The sequence below is a fragment of the Flavobacterium tistrianum genome, from assembly GCF_003254545.1.
Taxonomy (GTDB): domain Bacteria; phylum Bacteroidota; class Bacteroidia; order Flavobacteriales; family Flavobacteriaceae; genus Flavobacterium; species Flavobacterium tistrianum.
In genome coordinates this window covers 107,683-120,093 of sequence record NZ_QJRH01000060.1, presented here as the reverse complement: position 1 = coordinate 120,093, position 12,411 = coordinate 107,683, and the positions used below count along the sequence as shown (strand labels likewise).

Sequence of the window (12,411 nt, the reverse complement as noted above, 5' to 3'; positions counted from 1 at the left end):
AGCAATTGGAGATTTTTCCAAAAAAAAGACAAATTTATGATAAAATAGCTTGGAAACTTCAAAAAAAACTCCTTATATTTGCACCCGCATTCAAGAAATTAAATGACTCGATAGCTCAGTCGGTAGAGCACATCACTTTTAATGATGGGGTCCTGGGTTCGAGCCCCAGTCGGGTCACAAATTTTGTGATTAACAAATTAAATTTCTTGAAAGCAATGACTCGATAGCTCAGTCGGTAGAGCACATCACTTTTAATGATGGGGTCCTGGGTTCGAGCCCCAGTCGGGTCACAAAAGGTCGGGTAATTTATTTTACTCGACCTTTTTTCTTTTAAGGCCATGTGGAGAAACGGTAGACTCGCCATCTTGAGGGGGTGGTGCTCGCAAGGGCGTGAGGGTTCAAATCCCTCCATGGTCACTAAAAAACATAAAATCTATTTCATTGTAAAATAAGGCTTTATAATTTTTATTGAAATTTATTTAAAATTCATTTCAAAAAACCGCTAAAAAGCTAAAATAAGTCCTTATATTTGCACCCTCATTGAAGAAATGAAGACTCGATAGCTCAGTCGGTAGAGCACATCACTTTTAATGATGGGGTCCTGGGTTCGAGCCCCAGTCGGGTCACAAAAGGTCAAGTAAATATTACTTGACCTTTTTTATTTTCAGGGAATACCAAACTTTTTATTCTCTCCCAAAATTTTCCTTATTTACTAAATAATATTGGAAAAGAAAAACTCTTACAAAATAAAAACTTTCTTAAATTCGTTGGGAAATAATTAAATCACTAATCCCAAATTAGTTTTATGAAAAACCTACTTTTAGCATCACTTATCATGATGTCTTGCTCTATCTGGGCACAATCTGCAACTGGCTATTTTGACAAAGCCATGAAAAAAGCTGAAGCTGGCAACACCAAAGGTGCAATTGCCGATTACACGAAAGCCATCAGTATGAATTCTAAATTTGTCGAAGCGTATCAAAATCGAGGTGTCGCAAAATTCAAACTAAATGATTTAAAAGGCGCTCAAGCAGACTTTAGCAAAACAATCGAGTTGGACAGTATGAATGCAGATGCTTTTACAGGCAGAGCCAATGTTAACTACAAATTACAAAACTACCAAGGAACCATTGATGACTGTACAGCTTCTTTAGGCTTAAATCCAAAAGATTATGTTGCTTACAACTTAAGAGGTTTGGCTTACAACAAAATTGGCGATAAGAAAAACTCTTGCAAAGATTTCAGCAAAGCAATTGAACTTGGAAGCCAGAGCGCTATAAAAAACAAAGCTACCTTTTGCAAATAACAACAACCTAAAAATTAAAAAAGGTCTGCATATTAAAAAACATGCAGACCTTTCTTTTTTACCAAAGTAATATATTTCTTAAAAATTATATACCTGATTTTAGGTAAAAAATATATTTTAAATACCTAAACCTCTAATCCTCTATCTTTTTAATGTAGTTTTAAGGCCGAATCTAAGATTTTATTTTACATTTGTTGACTTAATCGCGAAAAATGATAAACAATATAAAAACTGTTTTCAGCATTAAAGATCTTGAGAACTTATCTGGAATAAAAGCGCATACTATACGCATCTGGGAAAAGAGATACAACATCCTTGAACCTATGCGAACTGATACTAATATCAGATTTTATAATCTTCACAATTTGCAGAAACTTTTAAACATTACATTACTGCACGAATACGGCTATAAGATTTCTAAAATTGCAACCTACCCTGAAGAAAAGATTCCTCAATTGGTACGCGAAATAATTTCGAAGAAAAACTCTCAAAACTACGCCATTACTTCTTTTAAAATGGCGATGATGAACTTTGACCAAGAATTATTCTTCAATACATTCGATTGGCTTATTACCGAAAAAACATTTAAAGAAGTTTTTAAAGAACATTTTTTACCTCTTTTAAAAGAGTTGGGGTTATTATGGCAATCTGAAACAATCACTCCTGCCAATGAACATTTCATGAGTCATTTGATTAAGCAGAAAATATTGATTTACACAGAAAGCCTTCAAATTAGAAAACCAATAAAAACCGATCGAATTTTTGTTTTGTCACTTCCGTTAAACGAAATTCATCAGATCGGATTATTATATCTGCAATATGAAATCCTTGATAAGGGTTACAAAACCATTTATTTGGGAGAAAGCATGCCGATTGAAAACCTACAGGATTTAACTAAACATTTTGAAAACATTACGTTTGTTTCTTTCATGACTGTTCAGCCAGATCGAAGCGTAATTAATCAGTATGTTAAATCGATGGGGCAGAAATTGCTTCAGGAAAACAACGAAATCTGGCTTATGGGCAAAATGGTAGAACATATTGACCAAAAGATCCTGACCGACAGAATCCGCATTTTTGATTCGATGGAAGAAACTATTAACATGCTTTAATTTATTTTTGTTTAAGTTTTTCTTATATTTGTTAAACAAATGAGAAAAACGATTCAAATAATAGGCTCAGGCTTCTCTTCTTTAGCGGCCGCATGTTACCTTGCCCAACAAGGAAACGAGGTTACTGTTTACGAAAAAAACAGCACAATTGGCGGACGTGCAAGACAGTTTAAAGCAGATGGTTTCACTTTTGATATGGGACCAAGCTGGTATTGGATGCCAGATGTCTTTGAACGTTTTTTTCAGGATTTCAACAAAAAACCTTCTGATTATTACGAACTGATAAAATTAAATCCAGCCTATAGGGTTTATTTCGGAATCAATGATTTTATCAGCATTTATGATAATTTAGAAGAAATAAAATACACTTTTGAGACAATAGAAAAAGGAAGCGGTCAAAAACTGCAAAACTTTATTGACCAAGCAAAAAGCAATTATGACATTGCTATTAAAGATTTGGTGTATCGTCCAGGAATTTCTCCTCTTGAATTGATCACAAAAGAAACTGCATTAAAGCTTGATCAGTTTTTCAAGAATGTCAGCAGTGATATTCGAAAAAATTTCAAAAATGAAAGATTAATTCAGATTCTAGAATTTCCCGTTTTATTTCTCGGAGCAAAACCTGCCAAAACTCCATCGTTTTACAATTTTATGAATTATGCCGATTTCGGCCTCGGAACTTGGCATCCTAAAACGGGAATGTTTGATGTCATTCGAGGAATCGAAAAACTAGCGTTGGAACTTGGTGTAACAATTAAAACCAATTCGCCAATAGAAAAGATTCTTGTTGAAAATAAGATAGCAACAGGAATTGTGATTAACGGACAAACCATAAAAGCAGATATTGTTTTAAGCGGAGCAGATTATCAGCATTCTGAAACTTTACTAGAAAAAGAACACAGAATGTATTCAGAAAAATATTGGGAGAATAGAGTTTTTGCACCTTCTTCTCTCCTATTTTTTATTGGTTTTAATAAAAAAATAGAAAACATATCGCATCATGCTTTGTTCTTTGATGTTGATTTCAACCAGCATGCAGCCGCTATTTACGATCAGCCAAAGTGGCCAGAAGCACCGTTATTCTACGCCAATTTTCCATCCAAAACAGATAAAACCGCAGCGCCAGAAGGAATGGAATCTGGTTTTTTCTTAATTCCTCTTGCTCCCGGAATTGAAGATACAGAGGAACTAAGAGAAAAATATTTCGAAAAAATCATTTCTCGATTTGAGGAACTTACCCAACAAGAAATTAAAAATAACATTATCTTTAAGAGATCATTCTGCAAAAACGACTTTGTAGCAGACTATAATGCGTACAAAGGAAATGCTTACGGAATGGCCAATACTTTATTGCAAACGGCTTTTTTAAGACCAAAATTAAAAAGTAAAAAAGTCAGGAATCTATTTTTTACAGGACAATTAACCGTTCCTGGTCCAGGTGTTCCGCCTGCTTTAATTTCAGGAAAACTAGCAGCTGAATTAATTCAAAAATCTTTTAGATCTTAAAAAATGAAATCACTATTCGACGCCGTTTCTTTCAAATGCAGCAAATTGGTTACCAAAAATTACAGTACCTCATTTTCCCTTGCTGTAAAAATGCTTTCGCCAAGTATTCGTGATGCTATTTACAGCATTTATGGATTTGTGCGTTTTGCCGATGAAATTGTAGATTCTTTTCATGGCTATGAAAAAGAATATCTGATTGAAGATTTTGAAAAAGAATATTATAAAGCAATGGAATTAGGCATCAGCTTAAATCCGATTTTGAATTCTTTTCAGCAAACGGTAAAAGAATACAATATTACCGACGATCTCGTTCAGGCTTTTCTACAAAGTATGAAAATGGACCTTATAAAATCAAACTATCAGACACAAACCGAATACATCGATTACATTTACGGTTCTGCCGATGTTGTAGGTTTAATGTGTTTGAAAGTTTTTGTCGCTGGAAAAGAGCACAAATACGAACAGCTGAAATATGAAGCTATGCGTTTGGGTTCGGCATTTCAGAAAGTAAATTTTCTGAGAGATTTAAAAGATGACAACACAATTTTAAACCGTTCTTATTTCCCAGGCATAAATCTGAACAACTTTAACGAAGATGCAAAAAATCAGATTATCAAAGAAATTGAAGAAGATTTCAGAATTGCTTATCAAGGAATTGTAAAACTGCCAATCGAAGCCAAATTTGGAGTTTACACTGCTTATGTTTACTATAAAAAACTGCTTCAAAAATTAAAAAACACACCTTATTACGAAATTGGAAATTCCAGAATTCGAGTTTCCAATTATACAAAAGCGGGCCTTTTGGCGCAGTCTTTTGTGACTTATAAATTGAAAATGGTTTAACCCATAGTTAGTCATTCCGAGGGACGAGGAATCACACTCGGAACTCCGCAATGCGAAGAATTAATCTTTGTCGATCAACTAGTGTGATTTCTCCCTTCGGTCGAAATGACAAGATTGAGAGAATCGCAGACTTAAAAAACAACAAAATCCTTTTGAGTCAACCTTTTATAATTTAAAGCTAAACTCAAAAACAATAAAACGATAATTTTAAAACATCAACATATACAAAATGATTTCTTTTTTAATCTTTTTAGGCGTTTTTCTGTTCATGGAATGTGTTACGTGGTTAACTCACAAATATGTCATGCATGGTTTTATGTGGTATTTTCACGCCGATCATCATCAGCCGAAATACGAAAATACATTTGAGCGTAATGATATTTTCTTTGTCATTTTTGCCACACCGAGCATTATCTTATTCTATTTTGGTGTCGAAGGCGGATTCAATTATTTGTTTTTTATTGCATGCGGCATTACGCTTTATGGCGCTTGTTATTTTTTAATTCATGATGTTTTAATCCATCAGCGATTTAAATGGTTTAAAAACACCAAAAACAAATACCTCATCGGACTTAGAAAGGCTCATAAAATACACCACAAACATTTACAAAAAGAAAAAGGAGAATGTTTCGGAATGTTGTTTGTACCATTCAAATATTATAAAATGTAACATTATTTGGGCATTTTTAAAGAACGATTTGATTATGAAATTATACAAGATAGTAACAGTACAGCATATCAATGCAAGTGTAGAAGATTGCTGGGATTTTTTCTCAAGTCCAAAAAACTTGCAGACCATTACACTTGATAACATGAATTTTCAAATTCAAGATTATGATGGCAAGCGCATGTATCACGGACAAATAATTACCTACACTTTAAAACCACTTTTTGGAATCAAAATGTCTTGGGTAACCGAAATTACGGCTTGCCAAGAAAATGAGTATTTTGTAGACATTCAGCAATTCGGACCTTATAAACTTTGGCATCACAAACATTTCTTTGAACCAACACCTGATGGCGGAACAAAAATGACAGACATTGTTCATTACGCTCTCCCATTCGGAATTCTAGGCAGAATTATGAACCGATTGGTCGTAAAAAATAAATTGAAAAGCATTTTCGATTACAGATTTAATAAAATCGAAGAATTGTTTAATTCTAAAAAATAAGTCGCAGATTTTTTAATCTCACAAAGACGCTAAGTCGCAATCTTTTATTTGCAAAGGCCTGAGAAAGAATTGCTTTGCGACTTAGCGCCTTTGCGAGCTATTTGATGCGAAATAAAAACCTTTAAAATTACTTTATTAAGACAAACCAATGACAAAACAAAAAGTTACTTTATTCTGGTTTAGACGTGATTTGCGTTTAGAAGACAATACAGGATTATTTCATGCTTTGCAAACTGATTTTCCTGTTGTACCTCTTTTTATTTTCGATGATGATATTTTAGAACATCTTCCAAAAAATGATGCCAGAGTAACTTTTATTTATGATTCACTTGAAAAAATAAACTCAGAATTAAATAAACTTGATTCTTCTATTTTAATAAAAAAAGGAAAAACTACAGAAGTTTGGAAATCGTTAATTGAGGAATTTGATATTCAAAACGTTTTCTTCAATAAAGATTATGAACCTTTTGCTATCAAACGTGACACAGCTATAACGGCATTATTAAAAGAAAATAACACTGAAACTTTCTTTTATAAAGACCATGTCATTTTTGAAGAAAAAGAAATCACAAAAGCGGACGGACTTCCATATACGGTTTACACGCCTTATAAAAATAAATGGCTGGAAAAATATCATTTTTTAGGATCAGCTACAGAATATGATTCTACTTCATATCAATCTAATTTTGCTAAAAACAAATTCAAGTTTCCAGATTTAGTTGAAATAGGTTTCGAAAGAAGTTCTATAAAAGTTCAACCGCATAATTTATCTCAAATTGCTAATTATAAAGAAACACGAGATTTTCCAGCTTTAGACAGCACCTCTTATCTTTCTCCGCATTTGCGTTTCGGAACTGTGAGTATTCGTAAATTAGTAAATTGGGCAAACCGAAAAAATCAGACCTTTTTAAGTGAATTAATATGGCGAGAATTCTTTATTCAGATTCTGTTTAGTTTTCCGAATTGCGTCAATCATAATTTCAAATCTAATTATGACGGAATTCAATGGCGAAATAACGAAGAAGATTTCAAACGATGGTGTTCTGGAACAACCGGATACCCGATGGTTGATGCTGGAATGCGTCAGTTAAACGAAACTGGCTATATGCATAATCGTGTGCGCATGGTTGTCGCAAGTTTTCTCTGCAAACACTTGCTTATCAATTGGCAATGGGGCGAAGCTTATTTTGCAGAAAAACTTTTAGATTTTGAATTGGCTTCAAACGTAGGAAACTGGCAATGGGCGGCAGGAACAGGTTGTGATGCTGCGCCTTATTTTAGAGTTTTTAATCCCGAAATTCAACAAAAGAAATTTGATCCAAAAGGAGAATACATCCGCAAATGGATTCCTGAGTTTGATCTTGGATACAACGAACCAATGGTTGATCATGCTTTTGCTAGAGATCGCGCGATTGCGACTTACAAAAAGGGAATAGTTAAATAAATTCCAAATTTTTAAATTCCAAATTCCAATTATCCCCAATCTTGTCATCCTGAGGAACAAAGGATCACACTCGTAAATCGACAAAGATTGACAAAATTCTGTGCGGAGTTTCTAGTGTGATCTCTCCTTCGTCGAGATGACAAACTAAACAAAAAAACTTTGTCAAAGTTTAAAACTTTGACAAAGTTCTATATATAAAGTTCATCAACTTGAAACTTTAAACCTGAAACAAAAGAAACTAAACCTTAGTATTTCAAATAATTATCTACCACAATCTTCGCTTTCAAATCAAACATTAAATTATATAAGCCAAAGAAAGTACGGTTCATATAAATAAAGTGCTTAGACCCACGGTTTCCGTTCATCTTTCTAAGATTAGTGTCGGTTGAAAAACGTTTTCCTAATACTGCTATGTCATTAAAAAATTTCTCGTCTGAAAAATCAAAGGAATCATTCTGAAAGGGTTTCGTAAACAGAGACAGCAAATCAAAAAACATATTAGTAAAATATTCTATTTCTGAAGCTGAATCATCTGCTCTTAGAACTTCTAATTCGAATAATTTTTGATTAAAAAGATTTGGATCTGAGAGTATGTTTTTATTGATTAATTCAAAATACGGAATGTAGAAATCATCTGGAATCTGTTTCATACAACCGAAATCCAAAGCAATTAATTGGTTTTTATCATCTACCAAAAAATTTCCCGGATGCGGATCTGCATGCACTTTTCGCAAAACATGCACTTGATACATGTAAAAATCCCAAAGTGCTTGACCTAATTTGTCGCCCACTTCTTGATCTTTATTTACAGCTGTAAATTCAGAAAGATGAATTCCCGTCATCCAATCCATTGTAATGATTTTCTCTGACGAAAACTCTGGATAGTAATTCGGGAAACTGATATTTTCTATTTTACTGCACGCCTCTACAACTTCTTGACTTTGTTTTAATTCCAGTAAATAGTTTGTTTCTTCAATTAGTTTGTCTTCAACTTCTTTAAAATATTTATCAGAATCTTTTCCTTGAAGGTTAAACATTCTAATTGCAATTGGTTTTACCAAAGCCAAATCTGACGAAATACTATTGGCTACGCCCGGATATTGAATTTTAACTGCTAGTTTTTTGTCATTTTTCTTTGCCAAATGCACTTGGCCAATACTTGCCGCGTTTACCGAATTTGGATTGAATTCGTCAAAAATCTCATAAGGTGTTTTTCCAAAATTATTTTTAAAAGTTTTTAAACCAATGGAGCAGATAGCGGCGGAACAGAAAACTGAGATAAAGAAAACTTTTCTACATAAGCCTGTGGCAAAAAGTTCTTATCCATGCTTAACATCTGCGCTACTTTTAGTGCGCTTCCTTTCAAGCTTTTTAGTCCGTCATAAATATCTTCGGCATTATTCTCGTTTAGTTTATCACGCGTCAGATCGGGATTTACTATTTTTTCAGCATAATGCTTTACATAGTTTACACCAATTTTAGCACCTGTCTGAACCAATTTTCCTGCTCTTTCTATTTTTGAGGTCGGAATATAATCGATTGTTTTCATTATCTGCTGTATACTTTTTCTTTGAACAAAAATTTTCCGAAATCTATCAGATGATTCATTGGTGCTACATTCATTAATTCAAACGATGCATTAACTGATTTTTCAATGAAAATATCGGTTTTCTCAAAAGCAGGAGATTCATCTTCCATCCAGAATTTAATCGTCAACATTAATTGCAACCAAGAAGATTCCTGAATGGCTTTTTCCTGAAACTTTTGAAACTTTTCCTGTTCTAGTCTGTAATCGTCTGTCAGGATTTCAGAAACATATTCTTTAAAACTATTTCGAAGTGTGGTTAGCTGTACTAAATTTTTAAGCGGATTTCTGTCAATCTTAAGCGATTGCAAGACATAGCTTCTATTGGCAGTAAGTATTTCGAAAAAAGTAAAATAAAAACTCAGCATTTTGTTTTTCATATCATATCCTTGATATTCTTCGTTCTTATGAAGAAGATTGACTGTATTTTCAAAAAACAGTCGGAATATTTCTTTTTCTAAACCTTCTAATGTTCCAAAAAAAGCATAAAACTCAGCTTCTGTAAAATCATTTTCCTTTGCAAAATGATAAACTGATTTTGGTTTTTGACCTTTTTCTAAAACTTCATTCATGTATTTTGAGACTATATCATCCTTTGTGATTGTCTTTTTTTTAGTCGCCATTTCATTATAATTTAGAATTCGCCCTAAAGATAAGGATTGTTTAAGTACCTTTACTAATCCTTAAACAAGTTAGACTGTTAAATATATTATAAACTATTATGGCTCAAAATGTTCTATTAACAGGCGGAAGTGGTTTCATTGGAAAACATTTAACAGATGTTCTCATCGAAGCAGGCTTTTCTGTGTCTGTTTTGAGCCGTTCTGATAGAGAAGATACTCCAAGAGTTACTTATTACAAATGGGATATTAAGAAAAACTATATTGACAAAAATGCGATTCTAAATGCCGATTACATCATTCATCTTGCTGGCGAAGGCATCGTCGAAAAAAGATGGACTAAAAGACGTAAAAGAGCCATCATCGAAAGTCGCGTTAGGCCTGTCGAAATGATCTATTCGATTTTAGAGAAAAACAATAAAAAACTAGAGGCATTTGTTTCTGCTTCAGGAATCGGGATTTACGGCGCTATTACGAGCCATAAAATTTGCACTGAAAATACTCCTCCAGCCGATGATTTTCTGGGCATAACTTGCCAGAAATGGGAAAGTGCTGCTGATAAAATTGCTTCTTTAAATATTCGAACAGTTAAAATTAGAACTGGTATTGTTTTAGGCAAAAACGAAGGTTTTCTGAAGAAGATGATTCCCACATTTAGATCTGGTTTTGGAGCTGTTTTAGGTTCTGGCAAACAATATCTCCCATGGATTCATATTGAAGATTTGTGTCAGATTTATTTAAAAAGCATTGAAGACACCAAACTAGAAGGTGCTTACAATGCTTGTATAACGGACAATACAACAAATGCCGGTTTTTCTAAAACTTTGGCTAAACTGTATGATTATACCATATGGCTGCCCAAAGTTCCGCCTTTTGTATTAAAGATTATGCTTGGACAAATGAGCGTAGCCGTCTTAACCGGACAGCGTGTTTCGTCAGAGAAAATTCAGAAAGCAGGATTCGAATTCCAATTTACAGATTTAGAAAAGACACTTATCAATTGTATAAAGTAGCTCTTATTTCAAAGTCAACATTGTCTCATCACTGCGAATAATACCCGTCAGTTCTGTATTGGCTGTTTTTGCAATTTTAGAAGCTATAGGAGTTGGAATATGAATATTGAAATCAGATACCTCAATCGGAAAATCTGAAACTATCCTAATTCCTTCTGGAACTCTTTTAATCAAGGCATTCACCACAATTTCTTTTGATTTGCCTCGCAAATTAAGTTTTCCTTTAATCTCATATTGCTTTTCTACTTCAGTAATATCTTTTAAATCAAATTTTTGAATTTTCCCTTTAAATACAGCTTTAGGATAACGATTGCTTTGCATGTAATTTTCATTGAAATGCTCTTGCATCAAATTCAATTTAAAGCGAAAATCTTTAACAATAACTGTACAGATAAAAGTACTTGTTTTTGGCTCTAACAGTATGGCAACTTGTCTATTTACTGCTTTCACTTCTTCAAAAAGAGGAACAGAGGCTTCAAAATTTACTGTTCCTGTATTAGTAAAAAACTTATCTTGGGCAATGACAGAAAAGACAGTAAAAAATAAAAATAGTAAGGTAGTTGTTTTCATAATCGTCTACATTTAAACAATTATGTCATTCAATTTATTTTCGGACTAATGTAAATTAGAAATCAGACTTTAATTAATCTGAAAAATCGAACGGCAATACTCAATGAAAAAATTCCGTAACCCAATAATTACACTTAAAGTTACGAAATTTCCCCATTCAAAGTTCTGAGAGTAATGCTAAAAATTTGTGAATTTTTTCTTCGTTAAATGTGAATTGTGAGATGTGAAATGCTCTCAAAATTACATTTTAACCTCTGTACAAATTTCAATCAAAAATCCATTTAAGTCTCTTGCATAAGCCACGATTTGTCCCCAAGGTTTTTCTACAGGTTCTGAAACGATAATAGCACCAAATGAAGTTGCTTTTTGCAAAACTTCAGGAACATTCTCTGTAATAAAACCAATTTCCATAGCAAATGGTTTATCTTCCAGACTGCTTTCGATAAAACCATCTGGTAAACTTTTAGAAGCTAATTTCTTCGAAGCAAACGAGAGTGTTGTTTCTCCTGTAATCAATTCGCCATAATCACCTTCTGGCGTGACAAATTTTCTCGAAAACCCAAAAGCGTTTTCATAAAACGCAATAGATTCTTCGACATTTTCAACATATAAAATAGTATATCCAAACTTGACCATAATTTCTAATATTTAATGTGTGCCAAATAAATATAAGAAATTTAGCTGATTTCTAAAAGGACATTATATTTTTCTAAACTCGCCAAATCTTCAATAGAGTTTATATTGGTCAGTTTTTCGTGTTCTTCTACTTCTTTTCTAACTTCGATATGTTTTATTGCTTTTCTAAAACGGCGCACTTCTTCTAAGTTCGATAAAATTAATCCTGGAACCTGCACACTTTTTCCATCTTTATCTTTGGCAACCATTGTAAAATAAGAGGAATTGCAATGTTTGATTACTCCTGTCTGAATATTTTCGGCTTCTACACGAATACCGACAATCATAGAACTTCTTCCGACATAATTTACGGAGGCTTTCATGGTCACCAATTCTCCAACTTCAATTGGCTTAAGAAAGTTTACTGTATCTACAGAAGCTGTAACACAATAATTTCCACTAAATTTTGATGCCGATGCAAATGCTATCTGATCTAATAATAGTAAAATATATCCTCCATGAATTTTCCCGCTAAAGTTAGTATGCGATGGCAGCATTAATTCTGATATGCTAACTTTTGATGAAGAAACGGGTTTAAAATCTGTACTCATGTTTTTGTTTTTGG

General features: G+C 33.3%; 12 protein-coding genes, 4 tRNA genes and 1 pseudogene. 12 read left to right on the top strand and 5 right to left on the bottom strand.

Going from position 1 to position 12,411, the window contains the following annotated elements; all coding sequences use genetic code 11:
* Nucleotides 1-104: 104 nt before the first annotated feature.
* From DMB71_RS03730 to DMB71_RS03680, 11 genes are all read left to right on the top strand, one after another.
* A tRNA-Lys gene (locus tag DMB71_RS03730) sits at nt 105-177 on the top strand.
* Nucleotides 178-217: 40 nt separating this feature from the next.
* Nucleotides 218-290 (top strand) — tRNA-Lys (locus DMB71_RS03725).
* Nucleotides 291-334: 44 nt separating this feature from the next.
* Nucleotides 335-417 (top strand) — tRNA-Leu (locus DMB71_RS03720).
* Between the two features lie 136 nt (nt 418-553).
* Nucleotides 554-626 (top strand) — tRNA-Lys (locus tag DMB71_RS03715).
* Between the two features lie 179 nt (nt 627-805).
* Nucleotides 806-1,306: a tetratricopeptide repeat protein gene (locus DMB71_RS03710; protein ID WP_239452919.1), complete on the top strand. Its 501-nt coding sequence runs from the start codon at nt 806-808 to the stop codon at nt 1,304-1,306.
* Nucleotides 1,307-1,518: 212 nt separating this feature from the next.
* Complete coding sequence (locus tag DMB71_RS03705; RefSeq protein WP_111363813.1) at nt 1,519-2,418, top strand: MerR family transcriptional regulator; 900 nt, start codon at nt 1,519-1,521, stop codon at nt 2,416-2,418.
* Between the two features lie 39 nt (nt 2,419-2,457).
* Complete coding sequence (locus DMB71_RS03700) at nt 2,458-3,924, top strand: phytoene desaturase family protein (RefSeq protein ID WP_111363811.1); 1,467 nt, start codon at nt 2,458-2,460, stop codon at nt 3,922-3,924.
* 3 nt (nt 3,925-3,927) lie between these two features.
* Nucleotides 3,928-4,767: a phytoene/squalene synthase family protein gene (locus DMB71_RS03695; RefSeq protein ID WP_111363810.1), complete on the top strand. Its 840-nt coding sequence runs from the start codon at nt 3,928-3,930 to the stop codon at nt 4,765-4,767.
* A gap of 229 nt (nt 4,768-4,996) precedes the next feature.
* Nucleotides 4,997-5,437 (top strand): sterol desaturase family protein, encoded by a 441-nt coding sequence (locus tag DMB71_RS03690; protein WP_111363808.1) that lies wholly within the window; start codon nt 4,997-4,999, stop codon nt 5,435-5,437.
* 34 nt (nt 5,438-5,471) lie between these two features.
* Nucleotides 5,472-5,939 carry an SRPBCC family protein gene (locus DMB71_RS03685; RefSeq protein WP_111363865.1) on the top strand — a complete coding sequence of 156 codons (468 nt, stop codon included), beginning with the start codon at nt 5,472-5,474 and terminating at the stop codon, nt 5,937-5,939.
* Nucleotides 5,940-6,087: 148 nt separating this feature from the next.
* The gene (locus tag DMB71_RS03680) at nt 6,088-7,383 is read left to right on the top strand and encodes a cryptochrome/photolyase family protein (protein ID WP_111363806.1); all 1,296 of its coding nucleotides are present in this window, start codon (nt 6,088-6,090) and stop codon (nt 7,381-7,383) included.
* A 245-nt stretch (nt 7,384-7,628) separates the two neighbouring features.
* On the opposite strand, the pseudogene DMB71_RS03675 reads toward DMB71_RS03680, so the two are convergent.
* Together DMB71_RS03675 and DMB71_RS03670 are read right to left on the bottom strand one after the other, a co-directional pair.
* Nucleotides 7,629-8,932, bottom strand: a pseudogene (locus DMB71_RS03675) (ABC1 kinase family protein).
* A complete protein-coding gene (locus tag DMB71_RS03670) occupies nt 8,932-9,591 on the bottom strand; it encodes a TetR family transcriptional regulator C-terminal domain-containing protein (protein WP_111363805.1) in 660 nt (219 codons plus the stop codon). The pseudogene DMB71_RS03675 and the gene DMB71_RS03670 overlap by 1 nt, the downstream one beginning before the upstream one ends.
* 98 nt (nt 9,592-9,689) lie before the next feature.
* Between DMB71_RS03670 and DMB71_RS03665 the strand changes: the two genes are divergently transcribed.
* Nucleotides 9,690-10,601, top strand: coding sequence for a TIGR01777 family oxidoreductase (locus DMB71_RS03665; protein ID WP_111363803.1), 912 nt, complete (start codon nt 9,690-9,692; stop codon nt 10,599-10,601).
* Between the two features lie 3 nt (nt 10,602-10,604).
* On the opposite strand, the gene DMB71_RS03660 is transcribed toward DMB71_RS03665, so the two are convergent.
* From DMB71_RS03660 to DMB71_RS03650, 3 genes are all read right to left on the bottom strand, one after another.
* Complete coding sequence (locus tag DMB71_RS03660; RefSeq protein ID WP_111363801.1) at nt 10,605-11,171, bottom strand: YceI family protein; 567 nt, start codon at nt 11,169-11,171, stop codon at nt 10,605-10,607.
* 240 nt (nt 11,172-11,411) lie between these two features.
* On the bottom strand, nt 11,412-11,807 hold the full coding sequence (locus DMB71_RS03655; protein WP_111363800.1) for a VOC family protein: 396 nt from the start codon (nt 11,805-11,807) through the stop codon (nt 11,412-11,414).
* Between the two features lie 41 nt (nt 11,808-11,848).
* Nucleotides 11,849-12,397, bottom strand: a complete 549-nt coding sequence (locus DMB71_RS03650) for an acyl-CoA thioesterase (RefSeq protein WP_111363798.1) — start codon at nt 12,395-12,397, stop codon at nt 11,849-11,851.
* Between the last annotated feature and the right edge of the window lie 14 nt (nt 12,398-12,411).